22 protein-coding genes are annotated in these 23016 nt (G+C 69.4%); 17 read left to right on the plus strand and 5 right to left on the minus strand.

Annotated features, from left to right (window positions below):
- The first annotated feature begins 12 nt into the window (after nt 1–12).
- The 5 genes from WHN02_RS01955 (at nt 13) to WHN02_RS01975 (ending at nt 4832) form a co-directional block, all read left to right on the plus strand.
- A complete protein-coding gene (locus WHN02_RS01955) occupies nt 13–651 on the plus strand; it encodes a TetR/AcrR family transcriptional regulator (protein WP_350897431.1) in 639 nt (212 codons plus the stop codon).
- A 65-nt stretch (nt 652–716) separates the two neighbouring features.
- Complete coding sequence (locus WHN02_RS01960; protein WP_350897430.1) at nt 717–941, plus strand: DUF3107 domain-containing protein; 225 nt, start codon at nt 717–719, stop codon at nt 939–941.
- A 341-nt stretch (nt 942–1282) separates the two neighbouring features.
- Nucleotides 1283–2986: a DEAD/DEAH box helicase gene (locus WHN02_RS01965; RefSeq protein ID WP_434741778.1), complete on the plus strand. Its 1704-nt coding sequence runs from the start codon at nt 1283–1285 to the stop codon at nt 2984–2986.
- 89 nt (nt 2987–3075) lie between these two features.
- Nucleotides 3076–4227, plus strand: coding sequence for a class I SAM-dependent methyltransferase (locus WHN02_RS01970; RefSeq protein ID WP_434741779.1), 1152 nt, complete (start codon nt 3076–3078; stop codon nt 4225–4227).
- 152 nt (nt 4228–4379) lie between these two features.
- Complete coding sequence (locus WHN02_RS01975) at nt 4380–4832, plus strand: helix-turn-helix domain-containing protein (RefSeq protein ID WP_434741780.1); 453 nt, start codon at nt 4380–4382, stop codon at nt 4830–4832.
- Here WHN02_RS01975 and WHN02_RS01980 read toward each other — a convergent pair.
- From WHN02_RS01980 to WHN02_RS01990, 3 genes are all read right to left on the minus strand, one after another.
- The gene (locus tag WHN02_RS01980; RefSeq protein WP_434741781.1) at nt 4813–5817 is read right to left on the minus strand and encodes a hypothetical protein; all 1005 of its coding nucleotides are present in this window, start codon (nt 5815–5817) and stop codon (nt 4813–4815) included. The genes WHN02_RS01975 and WHN02_RS01980 overlap by 20 nt on opposite strands.
- Before the next feature lie 84 nt (nt 5818–5901).
- Nucleotides 5902–7821 carry a hypothetical protein gene (locus WHN02_RS01985; protein WP_434741782.1) on the minus strand — a complete coding sequence of 640 codons (1920 nt, stop codon included), beginning with the start codon at nt 7819–7821 and terminating at the stop codon, nt 5902–5904.
- Nucleotides 7822–7996: 175 nt separating this feature from the next.
- Nucleotides 7997–10159 carry a DEAD/DEAH box helicase gene (locus WHN02_RS01990; protein ID WP_434741783.1) on the minus strand — a complete coding sequence of 721 codons (2163 nt, stop codon included), beginning with the start codon at nt 10157–10159 and terminating at the stop codon, nt 7997–7999.
- 157 nt (nt 10160–10316) lie between these two features.
- Here WHN02_RS01990 and WHN02_RS01995 point away from each other — a divergent pair, with 157 nt between their 5' ends.
- From WHN02_RS01995 to WHN02_RS02005, 3 genes are all read left to right on the plus strand, one after another.
- Nucleotides 10317–11210 (plus strand): hypothetical protein, encoded by an 894-nt coding sequence (locus WHN02_RS01995; RefSeq protein ID WP_434741784.1) that lies wholly within the window; start codon nt 10317–10319, stop codon nt 11208–11210.
- On the plus strand, nt 11210–11749 hold the full coding sequence (locus WHN02_RS02000) for a hypothetical protein (protein ID WP_434741785.1): 540 nt from the start codon (nt 11210–11212) through the stop codon (nt 11747–11749). Before WHN02_RS01995 ends, WHN02_RS02000 begins: the two co-directional genes overlap by 1 nt.
- Nucleotides 11750–11918: 169 nt before the next feature.
- Nucleotides 11919–12785, plus strand: a complete 867-nt coding sequence (locus tag WHN02_RS02005; RefSeq protein ID WP_434741786.1) for a hypothetical protein — start codon at nt 11919–11921, stop codon at nt 12783–12785.
- A 71-nt stretch (nt 12786–12856) separates the two neighbouring features.
- Here WHN02_RS02005 and WHN02_RS02010 read toward each other — a convergent pair whose 3' ends face one another.
- Both WHN02_RS02010 and WHN02_RS02015 read right to left on the minus strand, forming a co-directional pair.
- Entirely contained in the window at nt 12857–13093 is a 237-nt protein-coding gene (locus WHN02_RS02010) for a hypothetical protein (protein WP_434741787.1), read from the minus strand.
- The gene (locus tag WHN02_RS02015; protein WP_434741788.1) at nt 13090–13413 is read right to left on the minus strand and encodes a DivIVA domain-containing protein; all 324 of its coding nucleotides are present in this window, start codon (nt 13411–13413) and stop codon (nt 13090–13092) included. Before WHN02_RS02015 ends, WHN02_RS02010 begins: the two co-directional genes overlap by 4 nt.
- A gap of 297 nt (nt 13414–13710) precedes the next feature.
- Between WHN02_RS02015 and WHN02_RS02020 the strand changes: the two genes are divergently transcribed.
- From WHN02_RS02020 to WHN02_RS02060, 9 genes are all read left to right on the plus strand, one after another.
- The gene (locus WHN02_RS02020; RefSeq protein ID WP_434743784.1) at nt 13711–13947 is read left to right on the plus strand and encodes a GntR family transcriptional regulator; all 237 of its coding nucleotides are present in this window, start codon (nt 13711–13713) and stop codon (nt 13945–13947) included.
- Between the two features lie 297 nt (nt 13948–14244).
- Nucleotides 14245–15093, plus strand: a complete 849-nt coding sequence (locus WHN02_RS02025) for a hypothetical protein (RefSeq protein WP_434741789.1) — start codon at nt 14245–14247, stop codon at nt 15091–15093.
- Nucleotides 15094–15234: 141 nt separating this feature from the next.
- A complete protein-coding gene (locus WHN02_RS02030) occupies nt 15235–16224 on the plus strand; it encodes a hypothetical protein (RefSeq protein ID WP_434741790.1) in 990 nt (329 codons plus the stop codon).
- A 39-nt stretch (nt 16225–16263) separates the two neighbouring features.
- Nucleotides 16264–17430 (plus strand): hypothetical protein, encoded by a 1167-nt coding sequence (locus WHN02_RS02035; RefSeq protein WP_434741791.1) that lies wholly within the window; start codon nt 16264–16266, stop codon nt 17428–17430.
- A 121-nt stretch (nt 17431–17551) separates the two neighbouring features.
- The gene (locus WHN02_RS02040; RefSeq protein ID WP_434741792.1) at nt 17552–18868 is read left to right on the plus strand and encodes a hypothetical protein; all 1317 of its coding nucleotides are present in this window, start codon (nt 17552–17554) and stop codon (nt 18866–18868) included.
- 75 nt (nt 18869–18943) lie between these two features.
- Nucleotides 18944–20197, plus strand: coding sequence for a hypothetical protein (locus WHN02_RS02045; RefSeq protein ID WP_434741793.1), 1254 nt, complete (start codon nt 18944–18946; stop codon nt 20195–20197).
- Between the two features lie 134 nt (nt 20198–20331).
- On the plus strand, nt 20332–20946 hold the full coding sequence (locus tag WHN02_RS02050; RefSeq protein WP_434741794.1) for a hypothetical protein: 615 nt from the start codon (nt 20332–20334) through the stop codon (nt 20944–20946).
- 76 nt (nt 20947–21022) lie between these two features.
- Nucleotides 21023–22357: a TrkH family potassium uptake protein gene (locus WHN02_RS02055; protein WP_434741795.1), complete on the plus strand. Its 1335-nt coding sequence runs from the start codon at nt 21023–21025 to the stop codon at nt 22355–22357.
- Nucleotides 22347–23015, plus strand: a complete 669-nt coding sequence (locus tag WHN02_RS02060) for a potassium channel family protein (protein ID WP_434741796.1) — start codon at nt 22347–22349, stop codon at nt 23013–23015. The genes WHN02_RS02055 and WHN02_RS02060 overlap by 11 nt, the downstream gene beginning before the upstream one ends.
- Nucleotide 23016: the final 1 nt, after the last annotated feature.

The raw sequence follows: 23016 nt of genomic DNA on the forward strand, positions 1-23016 counted from the left end.
TCGGAGGTTCCCATGACCGCGTTGGGGAACGGTGCACAGACTGCCGGCCGACCCACGCGTCTGCCACGTTCGGCGCGCCGTAAGCAGCTGCTCGCGGCGGCGCAGGAGGTGTTCGTCGCACAGGGGTACCACGCTGCGGCGATGGACGACATCGCCGAACGGGCCGGCGTCTCCAAGCCCGTCCTCTACCAGCACTTCCCGGGCAAGATGGACCTCTACCTGGCTCTGCTCGACACCCACTGTGACGCGATCGTCGCCAAGGTCCAGGAGGCGATGGTCGGGACGAACGACAACAAGGAGCGGGTCTCCGCCTCGGTGCGGGCCTACTTCGACTTCGTCGACCACGAGAGCGAGGCGTTCCGGCTGGTATTCGAGTCGGACCTGCGCAACGACCCGGCGGTACGCCAACGGGTGGAACGGGTCGAGCAGGGGTGCATCGCCGCGATCACCGACACCATCATCTCGGACACCGGGGTCAGCAGGGCGCACGCCGAGCTGCTCGCCTCGGGTCTGGTGGGGGCGGCCGAGACGGCCGCGCAGTTCTGGTTGGCCGGGGGGCGTCAGGTGCCGAAGCCGGAGGCGGAGGCCCTGGTGGCGGCGCTGTCGTGGCGGGGAATCGCCAGCTTCCCGCTGCAAGGTGAGTCAGCCTGAGCATCGGCTCCACAGATCGGATAGCCTTCGTCCGGCGGCTCTTTCGCCCCAGTTGAGGAGGCACAGTGGAGGTCAAGATCGGCGTGCAGTACGCGGCACGCGAGCTGGTGTTGGAGAGCGCTCAGACGCCGGCTGAGATCGAGCAGATCGTGGCCGACGCCCTCGCCAGCGACGGAACGCTGTCCCTGACCGACGAGAAGGGCCGGCGGCTCGTCGTCCCGGCGAGCAAGGTCGCCTACGTCGAGATCGCCGAGGCTTCGCCCCGCGCTGTCGGTTTCACCCCTCGTTGACGGTCGGGGCCCGGACACGGGCCCCGACCCTCGACATCTCCGCCTCTCTTCGTGGTCGTCTGGTCTCTGCCGCCACTGCGCCCCGAACCCGCCGGATGGTGACCTGGTTCACAGGATTCCCGGCGCGGTGGGCTTGTCCGCATGGATGGAGCCATATCCCTGCGGCTCAGGTAGGATGGACCAGTTGCCGTGGGCGCCGATCCGTTCGACGTTTCGCCTGCGGCGCGCGTGCGGCCCGGTCCGGCTCGGCGGTCCCCGCCCCCGACCGTGTGGCCCGCGCCAATACCGAAGCGCCCTGAGGACTCCAGGGGCGCACCACGAGAGGGCACCCCGAAATCCACATGAGCGAACAGAACCGAGAGCAGACAACCGAGCAGGAAACGATCGCCACCGTACCGGTGCGCCCCGAGGCCCCGACCTTCGCCGACCTGGGCGCACGGTCCGAGACCGTGGAGGCGCTCGCCGCCGCCGGTATCACCCGGGCCTTCGCCATCCAGGAGTACGCGCTGCCGATCGCGATGCGCGGCACCGACCTGATCGGCCAGGCCCCCACCGGCACCGGCAAGACCCTCGGCTTCGGCGTACCGCTGCTGGAGCGGGTGTTCGCCCCGGGCGAGGGCAGCGACGGCGTTCCACAGGCCCTGGTCGTCGTCCCCACCCGTGAGCTGGGTCTCCAGGTCGCCAAGGACCTCGACGCCGCAGGGCGGACCCGGGGCGTCCGGGTCCTGCCGATCTACGGCGGGGTGGCGTACGAGCCGCAGATCGAGTCGCTGCGCAAGGGCGTGGAGATCCTGGTGGGTACGCCGGGTCGCCTGCTGGACCTGGCCAAGCAGAAGCACCTGCGGCTGGACCGGGTGCACGCGCTGGTCCTGGACGAGGCCGACCGGATGCTCGACCTGGGTTTCCTGGACGACGTGGAGAAGATCCTGGCGATGCTGCCGGAGGACCGGCAGACGATGCTCTTCTCGGCGACGATGCCAGATCCGATCGTGGCGTTGTCGCGGCGGTTCCTGCGTCGTCCGGTGACGATCCACGCCGGGCACACCGCCGAGACCGGCCCGAATCCGCAGACCACCCAGCTGGCCTACCGGACCCACTCGATGAACAAGATCGAGATCGTGGCCCGGATCCTCCAGGCCGAGGGTCGCGCCCTGACGATGATCTTCACCCGGACGAAGCGGGCCGCCGACCGGGTGGCCGAGGACCTCGACTTCCGGGGCTTCGCGGTGGCGGCAGTGCACGGGGACCTCGGTCAGGGTGCCCGGGAACGGGCGCTGCGGGCGTTCCGGGCCGGCAAGATCGACACCCTGGTCGCCACCGACGTGGCCGCCCGGGGCATCGACGTGAGCGGGGTGACCCACGTCGTCAACTACGACTGCCCCGAGGACCAGGACACCTACACCCACCGGATCGGGCGTACCGGCCGGGCCGGTGCCACCGGCGTCGCGGTGACCTTCGTCGACTGGGACGACATGCCCCGGTGGCGGATCATCGACAAGACCCTCGGGCTGGACATGCCGGAGCCGCCGGAGACCTACCACACCTCCCCGCACCTCTACACCGACCTGGCGATCCCCACCGACGTCAGCGGCACCCTGCCGTCCGCCGAGCGGACCCGGGCCGGGCTCTCCGCCGAGATCGAGGAGGACCTCGGTGGCAGCCGGTCCCGGCGGGGCGACTCCGCCCGGCCCCGCCGTGGTGAGCGGAGCGACCGGACCGACCGGAGCGAGCGGGGTGACCGGAGTCGGCGACGCCGTCGGCAGGACGGTGACGCGCCGGCCACCCAGGACGCCGCCGAGACCGGCACCGGCCGGGACGACTCCGCAGGAGAGGGCAACCCGGCCCGTCGGCGTCGTCGCCGCCGCGCCGGTGAGGTGGTCTCGGGTGAGCCGACCGCCGAGTCCCCCGCCGTGGTCACCGCCGGGACGGGTGACGTCGCAGCGCCGTCGGGCGACACCGCCGCCAAGCCGCGCCGTCGACGTCGCCGCCGTGGGGCCGGGGGTGCCAACGGCAGTGGTACGCCGGCCGAGGTGACCGCCGACTGACCGGGCATCCCGAACAGGTGTGAACCGACGTCCCCGTACCGTGCCGGTGCGGGGACGTCGGCCGTTCGGTGGACGTGGATGATGGAGCGATGCCGGAACCGTTGGACACCGCCCTGACCGAGGTCCGGGCCCTGTTGCTGGACCCTGCCCTGACCCGGGCCGTCGCCGCCGGGCGTCGCCGGGGGCAGCGCCCCTCGGTGGTCCGCGCCGAGTTGCGCCCGGTCGCCCTGAAGGCGGGGACCCGGTTGCAGATCGCCACCTCCGACGGCGACCGCCCGTTCACCCGTAACGTCGCGCCGGGGGCGGAGGCCGACGCGGCGGTGGACGCGTTGCTCGCCGAGCCGTTCGGCAACTGGCACGTGGAGACGGTCGACGCCACCGTCCAGCTTCGGGTCACCAAGTCCGGCGAGGCCCAGGTGCACCGGGCGAGGACCGCCCGGACGGCGGCCGAGCCGGGCGGACACGACCGGGTCAAGGAGTATCTCCTCGACCCCGGGGACCCGATCTTCGCCGAGATCGGCGGTTCGGCGGCGAAGCGGCGTCAGGTGGACGCCTTCCTGCGGGCTCTGGCGGCCACCCTCCCCGACGACCTGACCGGCCCGCTGCGCGTGGTCGACCTGGGCTGCGGGAACGCCTACCTCACCTTCGCCGCCTACCGGTACCTGTCCCAGCGGGGGCTGGACGTGCACCTGGTCGGGGTGGACGTCCGACCCGACCAGCGTCGTCGCAACACCGACCTGGCCGCACGCCTGGGCTGGGCCGACCGGGTGACCTTCGTCGCCGGGACGATCGCCGACGCGGTGGTGGACCCGGCTCCGGACCTGGTCCTGGCCCTGCACGCCTGCGACACCGCCACCGACGAGGCGTTGGCCCGGTCCCTGCGGTGGGGGGCCCGGTGGGTGCTCGCCGCGCCGTGCTGCCACCACGACCTCGCCGCCCAACTGCGCACCCGGCCCGCCCCGGGGGCGTACGACCTGCTGACCCGGCAGGGGATCCTCCGGGAGCGCTTCGCCGACGTGCTCACCGACGCGTTGCGGGCCGCACTGCTGCGCCTGCACGGCTACCGGGCCGAGGTGGTGGAGTTCGTCGACTCCCAGCACACCCCCCGTAACCTGCTGATCCGGGCCCGCCGGACCGGGGCGGAGGGCACACGGGCCCAACGCGCCGAGTACCGGGACCTGGTGGACCAGTGGGGCGTGACCCCGCGCCTGGAGACCCTCCTGGCGGCCGACGAGGGCTAGCGCCCACGCCTGAGTCGACGTTCGCCACCAGTGACCGCTCGACGCATCACGACCAGATTGGGTCGATCGGCGGGTTCGCCCCGACTACGCGTCGTACTACCCTCATTGACACGCCGATCGGTGCGTCAGGCCGGAAGGAAGTCCCCACGTCGATGGGTTCCGCACAGGTGTCACCGCAGCACGCGTTCGCGCGGTTCGTCCGTCGGGCGACCGACGACGCCCGTGAGACACGCGGTTGGACGGTGACGGACCTGGCCCACCACACCGGCGTCGGTCGGTCCACGGTCTTCCGATGGCTGGCCGGGGACTGGCAGGACTACCCGGAGTTGGCCAAGGTACGCGGTTTCTGCACCGCCCTGGACCTGCCGGTCACTGCGGCGTTCCGGGCGCTCGGGGTGCCCGAGGCCGGAGGGTTGCCGCGTCGGCGCGGCGACGAGAACCCGGTCGAGGCGGACATCCGGGTGATCCTGGACCGACTGGCCGATCCCCGGACCCCGGCGGAGGAGAAGCACCACATCCGGGACCTGCTGCGTTATCTGGCCCGCCGCCCGATCACCCGGACGTCCGGCCGGGCCGACGGGACCGTCACGCCACGGTCAGCGTGAACTCCGCGGTCCGGACCTCACCGGCGATCTGGAAGTCCAGGTAGAGCCGGTACCGACCGGGGCCGGGGGCGGTCACCCAGAACTTCACCGCCTCCCCGTCCAGTTCCGGTTCGGGATGCACGTGCAGGTAGCCCAGGTCCCCTTCGCGCAACGCCACCAGGTGCCCGTAGGCCCCGAGGTACCGCTCCAGGGTCGGCACCGCGCCGTCCGCGCCCCGGAAGGTGAACACCAGTGGTACGGCGGTTCCGGGCTGCGGGTCGCCGTCGTAGGAGACGGCGAACCCGTCGACGACGGCCTGCCGGGTCGGCTCGGGCAGCGGCCGGGGGATGTGGTCCCCGGGGGCGACCAGGTCCGCCCCGAGGGTGACGGCAGCCTGGAGTCCGTCGTCGGCGACGGCGGTGAAGTCGGCGTACATCCGCCAGACACCGGGCTGGGCGAGGGTCAGCGGGATGGACCAGGTCCCGTCGGGGGCCATCGTCGGGTGCAGGTGCTGGTAGCCGCCGAGGTCCCGGCGGACCACGATGAGGTGCATCGGCTTGTCGTGCACCACGGCGAACCGGGTCACCGGCTTCCGCTCCCCGTCGTGGACCTGGAACCGCAGCTCACCGGCCTGGCCTGCGGGCAGCTCCGGGGTCAGCGGGACGAGGGTGTATCCGGCCGAGGTGACCGACAGCCCGGTGGCGTCGTCGGCGTCGGCACCGTCGTGCTGGTGCGCCCCGGTCCCCGGCGCGTGACTGTGCCCGCCGACCGGGGCCGCCCCGCCCATGGTCCCGCCCGCCGGGGTCATCGCGCCCGGCACCGTCTCGCGGGGGTTCAACCGCCCCAACCCGAACCCCAGGAGTACGGCCACCAGCAGCCCACCCACCACCAGCGCCATCCGCAGCGTCCCCGGGTCGACGACGGTCGGTGCCGCCGCCCCGGCCGGATCGGCGCTCGACGGCCCGACGGCGACCTCGTCCTCGACGGCGGTGGACTGCTCAGACATGCCGCCACCGTACCGCCACGAGGTGATCTCGCCAGAGGCCGTCAGCCGGTGGGACGCGGACACGCCCCACCGGCCACGACCCGCCTACCTCCTGGCGGGCGACCCGCTCCGGCTCGGCCGGGCCGCCGCTGGCACCGGGGAATACCCGGAGATTGACACCGTCACGTGCGGCTGCTGGCCACTCGCTACAGCCTCGGCGATCCCCTGCGCGGCGGCTCGGGCGACAAACCTCGGCGGAGGCGGAGGCGAATCGATACGAGCAGCCGCAAGCGCGGCCGTCGACGGCACGGGTGAGTCAGGGGTGGCCGGTCGGGTCTCGGCGGCTCCCAGGTTGAGATCTCGCTCCGACGACGTCGTCGACGGTGCTCCCGGAACCACCACCAACGCGACTGTCCCGGCAACCATCGCGTCATAAAAAGCGGCCCTGGCATATCTTGGTGCGGCTTCGGCTCGAGCCCATCCCAACTCGGCTTCAGCTGAACGACCCTCCAGGAACCTGAGCCCCTTCTGCGCCCCTTCCGCATCGCTGAGGAGTTGGTTTATATGGTGATCGACGAACCGCTGGTCTCGATAGACCCTGTCCATGGGCGAGTGCGGATCGCCCCGCATCTGCCGAAGCTCCTCGACGAAACCAGCGCTCGCCGCCCTGATCCTGTCCGCCTCGGAGATGACATTCTCGTATGAGATCTTTCCGACCTGCTCCTGCAGGCTCCCTCGGAGATCCCGAAGAGTGGCTTCCACACTGTCGGCGGGACCGACCAGGGTCCCGGCTCTATGGAAGACCGCCCCTCTTGCGAAGTCGACGTGAAACCCACCCTCGTACTCACCGAGTTTTTTGCGCAGTTTCACACATCCATCTAGTTTGTCGTTCTCGTCGAGTACACGCTCGCCCAGATTTCTCACCCGATCGAGAATCGCCCTCTGCCGCTCGTAGATCTTCCCACCCTCCGGACCCAGTTCTGCCAGAGTGGTCCTGACCGGGTGCTCGAATGGCTCAGCGTCACCCGCCATGGTCGCGTTCGAGAAGGGCGCGCTGGCCATGGACGCGAGCGTGGCAACTGACTCCGGACGCCCTCGGGACCCGACTGACCCCGAACGCCCTACGGACCCGACAGATCCCGGGCGCTCCCGGGACTCCTCCGGACCATCCTGACCGATTTTTCCGGACCGTCCGCGCGACTCGGCTCGGCCAGGCGCGACCGGACCCGCGGTCGACGGCACCGTCGAGGCTGACGACCCCCCCCTGAGCACGATCTTCTGTCCGAATCTGACCGCCGTCTCGGCAGAGTGAGCAGCCGACTCCGCAGCACGTAGAGCCTCCTCTCGGAGGACTGGAATGCCGACTGTCCTGCCCTCCAGAAACGTCAACGATTTGTGCGCAAGGTCCAGGCTAGCGACATGGCGATGCCACACCTCGCTCACCAACCGCTGGGCGGCGGCCGCGTCGTTCAACCTCCTGAGGTCCGCAGCCTCACCCCCGCCCTCCAACTTCAGCTTGAGGTCCGCAGCTACGCGGTCGCTCAGTTCTTTCAACCTCACGGCGTCAGGAAGGAGCCTGTCGAACGAGATCCTGGACAACCGGCCCTGCACGTCCGCGCGCATCGACTCGATCTTGGCGTCCGCATCACCGCCACCCGCCGCCTCGAACTTCCTCCTCCAGCCACCGGGCTCCTCACGGAGAATGAGAGCGTCTTCATCCTCTGGCGAAGCGCCCCTGAGCCGATCGATGACAACGAGGTCAGAATTGATCCGTCGAACCTCGTCGCAAAGCTTGTCGATCTCCTTCGCAAGGGATCGGCCACCCTCGACGACCTCTTCCTGGCGCTGCCGGATCACCTCACCTTCCGGCCCGAGCTCTGCCGCACCAGGCATCTCCTTCAGCAACTGAGTGACGAAGGGGACCTGCACATTGGGCTGCCTTTGCGGATTCAGCCCTTCCCACCAGTTCTCGACGTCGTAGTCGACAAATAGATCGTCGACTTGTGATTCGGCGCGCTCGTCCACCCTCACTCCTCTTTCTTTCGCAGCAGGAACCGACCTGCCGGGTACTACGCGCCAGGAACCCGACCGTTCAGTAACCGAACCCCCTCACCCTGTGATTAAATTCACGAACTTCGAAGTGAAGGTGAGTCGACGCGGAGAAAGGATCGGGGTAGGATTCCGGACCTTCTGGCCCGGGTCAGCCGGAGACGGCGAGGGTGAGGGGTAGCACCGCCGGGGCGCCGGCCCGGCGCAGCAGTCGGGTGACGAGGGTCAGGGTCCAGCCGGTGTCGGCGAGGTCGTCCACGAGCAGGACCGGGCCGTCCAGCCCGGCGAGAGCGGTGGCCAGGTCGGAGTCGACGGTGAAGGCGTCGTGGAGGGCGCGTACCCGCTGGGCGCTGTTACCCCGGGCGGCGGACCCGGCGGGCGAACCGACCGGAGTGACCTGGCCGAGCAGGGGAAGCCGACCGACGGCGGCGATCCGGTCGGCGAGCGAGGCAACCAGGGTCGGGTGGCGGCGGGAGCCGACGGCGACCACCCCGACCGGGCGGGACGGCCACGGGTCGTCGCCGTGCGCCCACGCCTTCAGGACCTCGACCACCGCGGCGGCCACGTCGTCGGGGACCGGGCCGTCGGGGGACTCCGGGCCGAGCAGTCCGCGCAGCCGCCCACCCCACCCGAGGTCGGAGAGGCGTCCCACGGCCCGCCCCGGCAGCGCCTGCTCCCCCGGCGGGATCCTGCCCTTCAGGGGTACGCCGACAGCGTCCAGCCCGGTCGGCCAGAGCTTCTTCGGTGGCAGGTCGACGCCGGGACGGCCGAGGAAGGACTCCCCGGCGGTCAGCGCGGGGTCGGAGACCTCCGGGGTGAACAGGGGGCCGGCGCACCTGTCGCACCGGCCACAGTCGGTCGCACCGACGTCGTCGAGGCATTCCCGCAGGTAGCGAAGGCGGCAGCCGGGGGTGGTCGCGTACTCCCGCATCGCCTGTTGCTCGGCGGACCGGGCCTGGGCGACGCGCCGCAACCGGGCCTCGTCGTAGGCCCAGGGTTCGCCGGTGGCCAGCCACCCGCCGCGCACCCGACGGACCGCCCCGTCCACGTCGAGGACCTTGAGCATCATCTCCAGGCGGGTACGCCGCAGGTCGACGACGGGTTCCAGGGCCTGGGTGGAGAGCGGCCGGTCGGTACGCAGCGCCGCCAGGACGGTCCTGACCTGCTCCTCCGGTGGGAAGGCGAGGGAGGCGAAGTACCGCCAGATGGCGGCGTCCTCGACGCCGGGCAGGAGCAGCACCTCGGCGTGCTCGACGGCGCGACCGGCCCGGCCGACCTGCTGGTAGTAGGCGATCGGGGAGGGCGGCGCCCCGAGGTGCACGACGAAACCGAGGTCCGGCTTGTCGAACCCCATCCCGAGGGCGCTGGTGGCCACCAATGCCTTGATCTTGTTGTCGAGGAGGTCCTGCTCGGCGGCGCGCCGGTCGGCGTCGTCGGCCTGCCCGGTGTAGGAGGCCACCGCCCACCCCCGGGACCGGAGGAACTCGGCGGTCTCCCCCGCCGCCGCCACCGTCAGGGTGTAGACGATCCCCGACCCGGGGAGCCGGTCGAGGTGGTCGGCGAGCCAGGCCAGCCGGTGGGCGGGGGTCGGCAGGTCGAGTACGCCCAACCGCAGCGACTCCCGGTCGAGGCTGCCCCGCAGGACCAGGACGTCGGGGCGTACCGCACCGGCTCCGGCGGAACCGGTGCCGTCGGCGCCGAGCTGCTCGGCGACGTCGGCGGTGACCCGGGCGTTGGCGGTGGCGGTGGTGGCCAGGACCGGGGTCCGGTCGGGCAGACCGGCGAGGAAGGTCCGCAGTCGCCGGTAGTCGGGGCGGAAGTCGTGCCCCCAGTCGGAGACGCAGTGCGCCTCGTCCACCACGAGGAGCCCGGTGGTGGCGGCCAACTGTGGCAGGACCCCGTCGCGGAAGTCGGGGTTGTTCAGCCGTTCCGGGCTGATCAGCAGGACGTCCACCGAACCGGCGTGGATCTCGGCGGTGATCTCGTCCCACTCGTCGAGGTTCGCCGAGTTGATGGTCCGGGCCCGGATCCCCGCCCGCGCGGCGGCCTCGACCTGGTTACGCATCAACGCCAGCAGCGGGGACACGATGACCGTCGGTCCGTGCTCCCCCCGCTCCCGCAGGAGTGCGGTGGCGACGAAGTAGACGGCCGACTTCCCCCACCCGGTCCGCTGGACGCAGAGCACCCGCCGCCGGTCGACGACGAGCGCCTCGATGGCCCGCCACTGGTCCTCCCGGAACCGGGCGTGCTCACCGGCCAGCCGACGCAGTACCGCCTCGGCCCGCTCGCGTACGGTCGCCTGCTCGTCCCCCATCCGGCATTCCTACCAGCCGCACCGACTCCGGCCCACAAGCCCCGCCCCGGTGCCCCGGGTCACAGGTGAATTCTGCGTGGACTCTCGAACCGGCGAGCATCGACATCCGTAGGTCGGGTGCCGTTTGGCGGAGTTCGACAACCGGAGAGGCCGAAGAATGGAAAACCCCGACCAGCGATCACGCGAATCCCCACCCACCGGCGCGGCGTACCACGTCCAACACCTGTGGAAGGCGTTACCCGCCGGGCAGGTGCTCGACGCAGCGGAGGCCGAACAGCGCAGGGCCGCAGAGCTGTTGCGCATCGCGGCCGATTCCCTGACCAGCGCTTCCGAGCAGCAGGAGCAGGTGATCGGGAAGCTGAAGGAGAGCGAGGACGCCTGCAGTGCGGCGCATCTCTGGCTTCGGGCCGAACACCACCGTCAGTTGAACGTCGCGGGACTGGCCCGGACGCCGGACGTGAAGGACCGCGCCTATTGGCATGCGAACAACGCGGGTGCCGCTTCGGAACGTCAGAGGGCGGCGCTCGCCGGGGTACGAGCCGCGATCGACGATCAGGAGGCCGCCGGGTACCTCCGGGCATACGCCGGGCTCCCCGCCGACTCGGGCAGGGTGCATGATCCGGTGAGGGTGTTGCATCAGTCGTCCCGCGTGCAGGGAACTGTCGCCGCACACCTGACGGGGGCGATCTCGGATCAGCAGGACGCCGCAGGACGGGTGCGGGGACTGCGAAACCAGCACGGCTCCGGCCGTCCGTCGGAGGAGCGGATCGCACCGGAGGCGTTGACCACCGTCCGTGATCTACTGCTGGCCCACGCCGACAAGCGTCTCGACAGCCGGGCGACGATCACGAGGGTCGCCGAGGCTCTGCAAGGGACGAAGCACCCCCTCGGTGAGCTGGCGGAGACGTGTCGGCAGCAGCTCCAGACCAGCGGTGCCGCCCGACTGCCGGCCCCCACCACCGCAGCACAGCCCGATCGTCGGCCCGACGGTTACCGATCACCACCTCGACAGGCCAACCCGAAGCCCCAGCAAGCCGGACGGAGCATCTGATGACAACCCCCGAGCAGCCCACCACCGACCTCGTCGCCGCCATCCGCACGGACCAGAGAAAGACCGATGCCTACCTGAACGTGTGGGAGAAACTCCGCTCGGAGAGATCTTTCGAAAGCATCAACAAATACGCGTTACAGGCGAACGAATCCATGAGTAATCTCGGCAGAGACATCGACCAGGCCATTCCGAAGACCGACCAGAACACCCAGAACTGGGAGAACCTGGTCGAGGCGAAGGGACACCTCGGAACGGCGAAAAGGCACCAGGCAAATGTCGTCAACCTCTTGAACAATGACGCCCCCGACCGCGAGGTCAAGGCGGCCCAGAAGCAGGCCATCGAGGCGATGGATCAGGTCTTCAGACACCTGCCCGGCGGGGTGAGCCCCGCCGTGGTCAGAGACTTCGCCGCTCAACAGGCGCCGACGTCGCAGCAGAGTGTGACGGCCACCCCCGGCGCGAACGCGTACGTGGGCGGGTCGAGCCAGACCGCCGTCCAGGACACGACCCGGCAGGCCCCCCGAGGGCCGGGACGGTAGCAGCACCTCCGGGGATCCGCACGTCGTAGCGGCGATGGGCGGGCGATCCGGGTCTGCGAGGTCGATCACCTCTTCGGGACTGAACCGGCGGGCGGTCCGCCCCGTCGTGTGGTCGACGACGCGGGCGGACCGCCCGACGCCGAACGACGAAAGTGGGGTTTGAAAGAACATGCAGAACGAGAATTTCCCTGCTCAGAGGTTCAGGGACAACGGATATTCCTCTCTTGAGAGTGCCTGGACCCATGTGACAGAGGCCTTGGATCCGGAAGCCAATCAGAGAGAGCTCCGGGCTCCGGGGGAACCGCCGCTCATCGGAAAACTGCCCGACGCCAGTAACCATCCCGGGTGGCCGATCTCGGCGGAATTGGGACCCGCTGCCCGCGATCTGGCGGATGCGGCGACAGCAGACCAGCGATCCGCCGACGCAGCCTTCGGCAACGCGGTAGAACATCAAAAAGCGGCCGGATCGGTCCTTAGTGAACTCGCCAAGGGAATGCCCGCAGAACCGTATGACAGATTGAAGTTTTTGGAAACAACAAGGCTTCAGGGGAAGGCACTGACGCATCTGGATAAGGCGGCGAAATTCCAGACCGATGCCTGGCTGAAGCTGAATGCGGCGGTGGCCGCGCAACGGAGACAGCAGCTCCCTCGATCTTTGGATCTGGAACTTCGGGCCACGCAGCAGGGGAACCTGCTGCGCGAGAACCTGGATGCCGCAGAAATTCAGCTCGATGCGAAGAGCAAGGCACAGGATGCCCGCAATCAGCTACAGATCAGATTGGAAATGCGAAAGAATCCAGAAATGGTCCACGCTTTGAACCAAGAGCAGCAACGCCTTACTGGCCGCATCGCAAGCCTTCAATCAAATCAATCGGTAGCCGCAGGAAGCCCGCAGGTCACTAAGATCGAGCAGCAGGTCGATGCCGCAAGCATGCGATTGGCTGGTGCCCCGACAAGCGTCGGACAGAGCAGTCAGCCTGCCCGCGCTCACTCGCCCCTCGGTCTCCAACAGCCGCAGGCATCTCCACAGCGGTGACCCCTGATCTCACCGAGGCCGTGCGGTATGCCAAAGCCGCAGCAGGCAGCCGGGCGCCTCGGCCTTGGTGGTCAGCAGTCGCCGTGGTGGTCGGCGTTGCGGGGGCAGCGCCGACCACTGCCCAGGAGACGATCACAGAAGACCCGATGGTGTACGCCCTGAGCATCCTCGTACGACACCGTCGTCTCCGCCCGGTCTACGTTGCCGAGGAAGCTGACGGCCCGGCCGATGACGCGGGCGTACCGGCGGGCGGTGTCGAGGTCCTCGGCGGCCACCGGCAGGTGCACCACGAACCGTGGCACGGTCACCAGCGACCCCCCGGGGTGAACTGGGACTGCCAGGTGCGCAGGGCCAGTTTGATCCGGGTGTTCTCCTCGGTGGCGGTGCCGAGATCCTGCCGGATCTGGGCGAGTTCCCCGGCGATCCGGTGCAGGTGGGCGTACACCTCGATGGGGTCGAGGCCGCGTCGGACGGTGCGGAACTGCCGGTGTCGGATCTGGGCGGGGGTGAGGCGGCGGCAGGAGGCCGCGCGGTACCAGCCCGAATTCGGTGGCCGGATCGCCACGGGTGGGGGGACCGGTTCGGGCCGTCGGAGCGCCCGCCGGAACCGGGAGAGCAGGGTACGCATGACGTCGCCTTCCTGGACAGAAGCTCGGAGCCGATGCTGGATGGCGGCCCGGTCCGCGACGAGGGACGGACCGGGCCACCGGCCCCGGGACCGCAGCCTCGATCGGCGGTACGGCCCCGCAGCCAACCTTCGTGTCCACACTCCACAGGCTTGCCGAACCAACCGGAGTGGACACCCGTGAAGCTACCCCAAATGCTTGTGTAGGTCTACTCGACGTCACCGCGACACGACAAGCTGTTGCAGATACTGGTGTAGGACGGCATGATCGAAGACGCCGAACCAACCGGAGTCCTCACCATGCCCACAGCCGAACCGCCGTACCGAAGAATCGCCAACGACCTCACTGCTCGGATCAAGAGCGGCGAGCTGAAACCCGGTGACAAGCTGCCCTCCACCCGGGAACTCGCCGAGACCTACCAGGTGCACATGAACACCGCCTCCCGGGCACTGTCACTGCTGCACGACCGGGACCTGATCACCGGGCAGCCCGGGCGGGGCACCTACGTCGCCGAACGGCCAGAACAGCCCAGCTGACCCCAGCTCAGCTGACCTCAGCCCAGCTGACCCTTGTTCCGCCCCCCTGTTCCTGCCCCACCCCGCCCCCGGCGGTGAGCCCCGCCGGTAAGCCCCGGTGATCAAGGGGTTTGCGTCATCGTGGGGGGCGGAAGTTGACGCAAATCCCTTGATCACCGGGAACGGAGGGGGCTGGGGGGTCGGGGGCGGTGTGAGGTGGGGAACACCTGACGTTCGGTCGAACCGGGTGGGGGGTGTGCCCGTCGATGGAGCAGAAGCGCTCCGACGACGACCAGCACCTCGGCGAAGGGCCCGCAGATGCCACCTCACCGACAGCCGCTCGACGACTTTCTGACCCGGCTGGAAGCCGATCTCACCAGCTCGGAGGAGGCCCGCCGGGGGGAGACCGGCTATCACGCCCGCACGATCGACATCGCTGTCGCCGACCCCGGGGAGGCGGTCGAGACACTGACAGGGGTGGCGCGGCAGCACCACCTGGCCGTCGGCGCCAACCTCAACAGCGCGGAGAACCCCCTCGCCGCCACTGTCGATCAGTTGGAGGGGCTGCGGCACGGCACGGTGACGGACCATCGACTCGGTTCGGCTGTCGACAGCCGATTCGCGGCCGAGGATCCCCTGCGAGCCGCGCTCGGCGCGCAGAACGACGCCCAGGTCCAGATGTGGCAGACGGTACGCGTCCTGCCCACCACCGACCCGGTCAGCGTCGGCCAGTTGACGAAGTACACGGACGAGCAGGTCACCTTGATCCGGGACCTGATGGCGAGGACACGGGAGGTCCTTCGTGACCCGGCTCCGGAGAGCCCCCCGCCGCCGGACCAACCGCAGACACCGACCGCCGACCCGATGCTGTTGCAGTTCTGGGCAGCATCAGCCGATCTGCACAGGGCCTCCGTCCGCCCCGGACTGGTGCACGCGGCCGGCGCGGCGCATCGAACCCACAGCGCGAACCTCGATGCGGTTCAGGAGTTGACGAGGCGGCAGGAGCAGGTAGACGAGAAGCTGACCGGCTTCCGCGAATTCTGGCTGAGCCGTCACGCCGCCCACCAGCAACGGCCGGTCGCCCCGACGCAGACCTCCACCAACAGCAACCCCGCACCGACCTACCGGGCCTTCCACCTGCCCGACCGGCAGCCGCTCGGCAGATGACGGGAGACGAGATCAGTGGCACCCAGCGACCCACCCACGTCCTGGCAGCAATGGGCTCCGGACGTCTGGATCCGTACTGACGAGAACGGAGACACCCACACGAGCAGCCGGAACGTGGACATGAGCCGGCAGGAGTCCGTGATGCGGCTGTGGCACGAGGTGAACCCGGCCACAGCTGTCATATCACGGGCGCGGACGCTCGGCCGGCAGTCCCAGGGGCACCTCGACGCCGCCGTCTTCAAGCTGGCGTCGGCCGCCGTCGCCCTCTCCTGGGAGTCCGGGTCGGTGCCACACTCGGCGCACCTCGCGGCGGTCGGGACCAGCCTCCGAGAGCTCAAGATCGATCTGGAGAAGTCGAGGATCCCGCTCCATGCGACTCCCGGCTATCTCACCCTTCTCACGGATCGGCTGAGGGATTCCCGGTCACCCACTGCGGACATCCGCTTCGTGACGGACTCCACCCAGAGGTTGGCCCGGGAGTCCGCTCGGATTCTCGGCGACATCGACAGGATCGAGTTGAATCTCGACAGGACGATCGAACGGGTCGAAGACCTTCGGCGACTGGCAGACGACCCGCGCCCGTCGAATCCTGAACCGAGCCGAGACGTCATCGAGTTGCAAGCGACGATCCGGCCCGACATCGAACGTCTTCACGCCGCTCGGCGCGACCTCGAATTCTGGCAGGACAGCGAATCCGGACTCTCCAGGTGGGTCGGTTCGGTGGAAGCCGGAAGCACCTGGGCTGACGCCACCGGACGCATCGACGCACAGGTCATCGAGAGCGTGCGGATCGCACTCATGGGTGACATCGACCTCGACCCCAGTCCGTACGCCCGACAGCATCCGGCGGTGCGGAACGGAATCGCGAAGACGATCGGTGACGCCTGCACGACCCTGCAGGACGCCGGCCTCAGGGGCTCCCCCCTTCACCACAAAGCCGTGCACGCCCTTCACCAGCACCTGCCCCATCGAAGCCCGAGTATCGAGGTGCGCGGGACTCCGCGCTCGGTGGGTGCCGCACAACTCCGGCTGTCCCACCCCCCGTCCGACCCCACACCCGGCTCGGCCCCCAAGCGCCGACCCTCCGAGAACGGCGGGCAGGACGCCAAACGACCACGCGTCCACCATTAAGACGGAGCTGGTCGAGTCACAGGTGAGGAGCATGCACGAGTGAACCCCGACGACAGCCGGAAGTCCGAATGGGAACAGGTCTCGCCTACGCTCTGGGCTCGTTCCGGGCCTGATGACACGGTCATGAGGAGCCGCAACCCGTACATGACCGGTCATGAGGCGATGCTTCAGCTCTGGGCCGAGGCACACCCGGCCGAGCAGGTCGTCGAGAGGGTTCAGGAGTCGATCCGGGAGGCCGCCGGTCACCTCATCGGCGCCGGGGGCCACCTGGAGCAGGCCCGTGCCCAGATCAAGACGGCTTCCGACTGCTACGAGTTCCTTGTCATGGCACCCGGCGACGCACTGTCGCGCCGGGGTGCTCTCCAAGCCACTGACATGACGGTCAGCAGTTTCACCGACGGCATGCGAGGAATCGACGAGGCGCAGTGGAGGCTACGCGGAGCCGCCATCCTCGCCGCCCAGTTGGATGAGCGGTTGAGAAGCCATCCTCGATCGGTGACAGCGGATCAACCCATGACCGAGGAAGTGTTCCAGGGGATGGCGGCAAACCTCAGTGCTGCCAGGAAGGAGCTGCCTGCGCCGCTGGAGTCGGACGGCTTGACCGACCTGCGGAAGGCAAGGCGGGACTTCGCCGAGGCCACTCGACCGGATGCCCGGGTCGTCCTCGATGTACTGAAAGAGGTGACCAGCCGGACGGGCCAGATGAGCGTGGCAGTGGAGCTGACCATGTCCTCCCTGAGGGACCTGAAAAGAAGCGGGGAGAGCTGGGACACCCCGCTCTCCACCATCGATGCCGGAACCGCGTGGCAGGCGAGGTCCGACAGGGTGGCTGGAGTCGTCGACGCCGTACGCAGGGAGTTCTCCAACGGCGTCTGGACCCCGACCCAGAATGCGAACGACCGGAAGGCCAACAGGCAGATGGCCGCAGCGGTCGGTCGGATCCTGCACGGCGTCGACCGCAGCGAGCACGGCCTGTACTGGAAGGCGACCCACGCCCAGCTCCAGCACCAGCCCGAGACCTTTCCCAGCGTCGACCTTCGCGGTCCCGACCCGGAACTGACCAGGATGGCGGGTTTCCGGCTGACCGGGATCGGCTCCCGGCCCCCCTTCACCGGATCACCTGCGCCGACAGCCCCCCAGCGACCTCACGGGAACCACAACGGCAGCGCCCCCGGCTCCCCCACCCCTCGGGGCCGCACCACGTGATCCACGAGTCGTCGAGTGAGCATCGACTGCATTGCGCGGCTAGCATGATCATGAATGCCCCGGTAAGTCCTCGGCAGACCGCGAACGTCCATATCTGAGGGAAATAATGCCAAGAATTCCGATGACCGACATCGCCTACGTTCAGCAGCTCCTGGATGGTCGCCGGTCACAGTTGATGCAGGACCTCCGGGAACTTCCGACGACCCTGGCGAACTGGCCTCCCGACCAGAACATCCAGCAGCGCTACGAAGAGGTGTTCGAGAGATACAGATTCGTCTCCGAGATGCGGAGCAGACCCCTGTCGGAAGGTCCCGCGTACGACTCTCCCGAATCCCTGAGATTCGAGGGTTACCAGCGGAACCTTCGCGCCGAGGTCGACAACCCACTCCGGCAGTTCATCGAATCCGCCCGTGATCAGGCCCGGCAGAACCCCCACCTGGTCGACGCCGCCGGACACCAGCGACTGGATCGGGCTGCACGTGTGTTCTCCCAGGTACACGCGATGGAGAACGACCTGCGGGACGCCCGGATGGAGTTCGGCCACAGAGCCGTCACGGAGGCTCGGAACGCTTTCGCCCCGGCGAACCAGGTGGACCGGTTCGCCGGCACCGGCGGCAAAAGCACCGAGAACGCGGAGAGGATCCTGGACCCCGAGGACGCCATCCAGGACTCCCCCGACCTCAACACCATGTACGGCCAGGCAGCGAACCTGGCCCGTTGCATCGGCGAAGGCAAGTGCGGGCACTTCTCGGCAGAGGTCGTCACCCTGGCCCACGTGCACCTGCACGACCCGCGACGGGGAATCGGTGACCAGATCACCGTGATGGACTTCGCGGTCGCGAAGGACAGGAACGGCGAGGAGATCGACGGCTTCAACCACGTCGCCCCGGTCATCGGCCCTCCGTTCAACCCGGAGTCCGTCGTGGTCGACGCCTGGACCAAGGAGCCGACGGTGACCAGCGTCACCAACTACTCGGTCGCCCAGATGCGTGCCTTCGACTACGAGTCCACCGACCGGGCGGACGGTCGGGACTACAAGCGAATCGCCGCGCAGAACCACTCGCCGCAGGCGTGGCTCCGCGACAATCCGCCCCGGCAGGTCACGCTGGACACGGCGGCGGCGACCGAGTTCCGCCAGACGATGTCCTCCCACCCGCACGCCGACAGCGTCTTCGACATCCAGCACGGCTACCGCGACCGCATGTCCGACCCCGGCGCGGGTCTCGCTCTCACCCAGCAGAACTTCGACCGCACCGCCGCCAACAACTTCGGGCGCTCGGCCAGCCCGTCGCCGGAACCCACCCTCAGCGCCGTCCTCCAACAGTCCCGCGACTTCTTCCAGAACCGGGACGGACGGTCGGCACCCGGCACCAGTTCGGCACCGCCCCCCGGGCACACCCCGCCGAACCGGGCCTCGTCACCGGCACCCCGGAGGTAGAAACCCCATGTGGTGAACCGTCGACGGCCGGGATCCGTCGTGGGGACAGACGTCGTCCCAGCGAGAGGGGGAGGCATGGAGCCCACCAGGAGACCCAGCGTCCCGGCCGTACGCCGGATCGGCGACGAGGAACTCACCGCCAGCTACGAACGGGTGAGCCTGGCCCGGTCGGGCAGTACCCCGGCCCTCGGCGGTCTCGCCCTGATCCCCGAGAGCGCGGCGGTCGGGGGCACCCCGGACCTGACCGACGTACGCGAGGCGGTGCTCCGCCACCAACAGGCCTTCACCTACCTCGACAGGGCCGGACAGAACCAGAAACGGGCCCTGTACGAGCTGGCCAACGCGGAGCATGTCTGTGAGGCCGCCGAGACGGCGGCGGCAGCGGCGCAGGCCCAGCGGCGTCGGCCGTCCCAGGTGCAGGTCCAACTCGACATCGTGCTGGCGGCGACGGGGCGTCGCCCCTCCCAGCCACAGGCAGCCACGGCAACGGACTCGGCATCAGCGTCGGCAGAGTCGGTCGGGACGACACCTTCGGTCACCCCACACCAGTTGACGGAGTGCGTCGACAAGGTCACCCGTCATCTCCGTGCCGCGTACCCGGTCCAGGAGCAGGCCGCCGACCAGATCGCCCTGGCCGCGAAGGAGGGTGCGGAGGCTTTCGACGTCCACCGGCTGCCAGACCTGGCCGAGAGGCAACGCGAGATCCTGCACTCCACCCAGATCCTGATCTGGGAGCAGGTGGGGCTCCGGCAGGATCCCTTCGGTCGCCCGGAGACGGACGCGCGTCGCCCCCTCCCCGGTACGTCCACCCCGGTGGACGAGCTTCGGGCGCTGCGGACCGCCCTGGAGTCGATCACAGCCGCCCAGAAGGAGCTCAACCGGCAGGTCGGGGAGTATCACGCTGCGCTCGGCCGGTCGGCTGCGGAACAGGCGCTCGGCCTGCTTCCCCCGCCCGGGTCCCCGCCGCTCGACCCCGCCGTCGCACGGGCGACCGCCGAGCGGGTGGCCCGGGTGCTGGCAGCCGACACCGGCCGGGACAGCCCGGCCCTGGCGGTGGCCTCGGCGGTGGCCTCACCGACGGGCTCGGCACCGGCCTCGGTGGCGGTCTCCCCGGCCGGCTCGGTCCCGACCTCGGTGGCGGGTGACGACCCCGCCACCCCGTCCAGGAGCATGTCGGTGGGGAGTGTCGAGATGACCCGGTACATGGCCGCGCTCCGGTCACCGGGCTCACCCGAGGGTGGTCCCGCCACTCCGAGCCCCGGCACCCGGTCCCCGGTGCTGCGCCGACCGTCCTGGCCCCGGATCGTCGGCCGTCGACAGACCGGCTGATCCGCAGCGGTCAGCCACCACGACAGGGCGGTGTAAACACCCATTCGGAAAGGTGTTACCTAAGGCACAAACGGTGAACTGGTTCGGCATACGCCCCGTCGGTGAGAAAGATTTTCACCGACGAGAGGTCTGCCATGAGTTTCTTCGACAACCCGCAAGCCTCCGACTTTCCGGTCCACGAGGATTCACTCCCGCCGGAGACGGCCCACCAACTGATCGCCGAGCAGGGATTCGACGCCGTCCTGCGGGCACTGCCCCGGAACGAGCGCGCCGCCTTCGACGCGGCCAACCCACGCGAGGACGTCAAAGCAGCCAACGACGGCGTCAGGTACTACACACGGGAACTGACGGAGTTCGACCAGCGGACCGTAGCGGGCCTGCCCCCCTCGGCCACCCCGGAGCAGATCCAGGCCGCGAACGAGGCCGCGCAGCCACTTCGGGAGGACCTGGTGGGCGACCTGACGGAGGCACAGCAGGAATTCGCCCTCTACGAGGCGAGCCTCGCCGCCCACATCGAAGCCAGGAGGCTCCTGCCGAGGATCGTTGAGCGGATGGCGAGGTACAGCACCCCCGAGCAGAACGCCGCAACGGTCGCCCCCCTGGTGTCCCCCGGTGGCAACCGGTCCCCCCATCGTCCCCGGAACAGTCACGGCGGCAGCCGAAGCAGTCACGGCGGCGGCCGGAGCAGTCGCCCCTCAGGGCTGGGGGAATCCCGAGGCGCCCCCCGGCAGGCCCGACCTCCCAGGTGACCGACGGCCGGAAGGCGTACGTCGCGGTAAACGCGAACGGCCACCGTGACCGGCCCGCAGTCGCCAAGCTGGTCAGGTGCGCCGGTTCCTGAAGCATCCGGTACGGCTGGTGCCGGTGGGATTCCTCGCGGCGATCCTGCTCGGCACCGGCCTCCTGATGCTGCCCCAGGCCACCACCGGACGGCACCAGGCCCCGTTCAGTACCGCCCTGTTCACCGCCACCTCCACCGTCTCGGTGACCGGCATGTCAGTGGTCGACACCCACGACTACTGGTCCACGTACGGGCTTATCCTGATCACCGTCCTCACCCAGCTCGGCGGGCTCGGCATCCTCACCGGCGCGGCGCTGGTGATCCTGGTGGTGGCCCGGCAGCTCGGTCTGCGCAACCGGCTCCTCGTCCAGGCCGAGACCGCCGAGTTCGGCATCGGCAACGTCCGGGGCCTCCTCCTGCGGATCGCGGTGATCTCCCTGGTCACCGAGGCGGTGATCACGCTGGTCTTCGCCGGGCGGCTCTGGCTCGGCTACGACTATCCGCCCGGTCGGGCCCTCTGGTACGGCCTGTTCCACGCCGTCCAGGCGTTCAACAACGGGGGATTCTCGCTCTACCCGGACAGCCTGATCCGATTCGCCAGGGACGCCTGGGTCTGCGTACCGCTGGCCGTCGGAACGATCATCGGCGGGCTCGGGTTCCCGGCCATCCTCGACGCCACCCGCACCTGGCGGCACCCCGGCCGGTGGGGGGTGGCCACCAAACTGACCATCTGGGGCAGCCTGGTCCTGCTGGTCGTCGGATTCGTCGCCCTGCTCGCCACCGAATGGGCCAACCCCCGCACCATCGGCTCGTACGGGTGGCTCGGCAAGGCCCTCGCCGTCGGCACCCAGAACGCGGTCCTGCGGACCGGAGGATTCCAGTTCATCGACACCGGCGCCCTCGACGAGGAGAGCTACCCCCTGCTGGTGTCGCTGATGTTCATCGGCGGCGGCAGCGCCAGCACCGCCGGTGGCATCAAGGTCGCCACCTTCTTCCTCCTCGGCTTCGTCATCTGGGCCGAGCTGCGCGGCGAACCGGACGTCACTGTCGGCGACCGACGGGTGGCCAGCTCCACCCAACGACAGGCGTTGACAGTCTCGCTGCTCAGCGTCGCCCTCGTCGTCGCCGGCACCACGGTCCTGATCGGGGTGGCCGAGGACGTCCGCGACTACCGGGTCCTGTTCGAGGTGGTCAGCGCGTTCAGCACCACCGGACTCAGCGTCGGGCTCGCCGAGAGCCTCAGCGCCCCCGGCGAGTACCTCCTCGCCGCCCTGATGTACGTCGGCCGGGTCGGCCCCCTCACCCTCGGATCGGCGATCGCCCTGAACACCAGACGTCGGCTCTACCGCTACCCAGAGGAGCAACCCATTGTCAGCTAGAAGGCACCGTACGGAGGCGGTGGCGGTGATCGGACTCGGTCGGTTCGGCTGCCACCTCGCCACCTCGCTGAGCCAACTCGGCCACGAGGTCCTGGCCATCGACCACGACTCCGAACGGGTGCAGAAGTGGTCGGCGTACCTGGACCGGGTCGTGCAGGCCGACGCCACCGAGGAGGGGGCGCTGCGCCAACTCGACCTGACCGGCTACGAACGGGTGGTCGTCGCCATCGGGGCCTCCGTCGAAGCCAGCGTCCTCACCGTCCTGGCCCTCGTCGAGCTGGGGGTGACCGAGGTCTGGGCGCGGGCCACCTCCGAACAACACGCCAAGATCCTGGAACGGGTCGGCGCCCGGCACGTCGTCTTCCCCGAGGCGGAGACCGGCGAGCGGGTCGCCCATCTGATCGTCAGCCGCCTGCTCGACTTCATCGAGTTCGACGACGACTTCGCGATCGCCAAGGTGCGTACCCCCGAATCGCTGCACGGGCGCTCACTGCGTGAGGTGACCCCCGTCGACAGGTACGGCGTGATGGTCGTCGGCGCGAAACTCCCCGGGGAGACGTTCCGGTACGCCTCCCCGGAGACCGTCCTCGCCCCCGGCAGCATCCTGGTGGTGGAGGGCAGCATCGCCCAGGTCCAGCAGTTCGCCAACCTCGCCTGAC

Origin of the sequence: Micromonospora sp. SH-82, assembly GCF_051132485.1 — a bacterium.
Lineage (GTDB): Bacteria > Actinomycetota > Actinomycetes > Mycobacteriales > Micromonosporaceae > Micromonospora.

What these genes read in the sequence shown, in the direction of transcription:
- WHN02_RS01955 (WP_350897431.1), top strand. Translation starts at nt 13, where the DNA reads ATGACCGCGTTGGGGAACGGTGCACAGACTGCCGGCCGACCCACGCGT.
- WHN02_RS01965 (WP_434741778.1), top strand. Translation starts at nt 1,283, where the DNA reads ATGAGCGAACAGAACCGAGAGCAGACAACCGAGCAGGAAACGATCGCC.
- WHN02_RS01970 (WP_434741779.1), top strand. Translation starts at nt 3,076, where the DNA reads ATGCCGGAACCGTTGGACACCGCCCTGACCGAGGTCCGGGCCCTGTTG.
- WHN02_RS01975 (WP_434741780.1), top strand. Translation starts at nt 4,380, where the DNA reads ATGGGTTCCGCACAGGTGTCACCGCAGCACGCGTTCGCGCGGTTCGTC.
- WHN02_RS01980 (WP_434741781.1), bottom strand. Translation starts at nt 5,817, where the DNA reads ATGTCTGAGCAGTCCACCGCCGTCGAGGACGAGGTCGCCGTCGGGCCG.
- WHN02_RS01990 (WP_434741783.1), bottom strand. Translation starts at nt 10,159, where the DNA reads ATGGGGGACGAGCAGGCGACCGTACGCGAGCGGGCCGAGGCGGTACTG.
- WHN02_RS01995 (WP_434741784.1), top strand. Translation starts at nt 10,317, where the DNA reads ATGGAAAACCCCGACCAGCGATCACGCGAATCCCCACCCACCGGCGCG.
- WHN02_RS02000 (WP_434741785.1), top strand. Translation starts at nt 11,210, where the DNA reads ATGACAACCCCCGAGCAGCCCACCACCGACCTCGTCGCCGCCATCCGC.
- WHN02_RS02005 (WP_434741786.1), top strand. Translation starts at nt 11,919, where the DNA reads ATGCAGAACGAGAATTTCCCTGCTCAGAGGTTCAGGGACAACGGATAT.
- WHN02_RS02015 (WP_434741788.1), bottom strand. Translation starts at nt 13,413, where the DNA reads ATGCGTACCCTGCTCTCCCGGTTCCGGCGGGCGCTCCGACGGCCCGAA.
- WHN02_RS02020 (WP_434743784.1), top strand. Translation starts at nt 13,711, where the DNA reads ATGCCCACAGCCGAACCGCCGTACCGAAGAATCGCCAACGACCTCACT.
- WHN02_RS02025 (WP_434741789.1), top strand. Translation starts at nt 14,245, where the DNA reads ATGCCACCTCACCGACAGCCGCTCGACGACTTTCTGACCCGGCTGGAA.
- WHN02_RS02030 (WP_434741790.1), top strand. Translation starts at nt 15,235, where the DNA reads ATGCGGCTGTGGCACGAGGTGAACCCGGCCACAGCTGTCATATCACGG.
- WHN02_RS02040 (WP_434741792.1), top strand. Translation starts at nt 17,552, where the DNA reads ATGACCGACATCGCCTACGTTCAGCAGCTCCTGGATGGTCGCCGGTCA.
- WHN02_RS02045 (WP_434741793.1), top strand. Translation starts at nt 18,944, where the DNA reads ATGGAGCCCACCAGGAGACCCAGCGTCCCGGCCGTACGCCGGATCGGC.
- WHN02_RS02050 (WP_434741794.1), top strand. Translation starts at nt 20,332, where the DNA reads ATGAGTTTCTTCGACAACCCGCAAGCCTCCGACTTTCCGGTCCACGAG.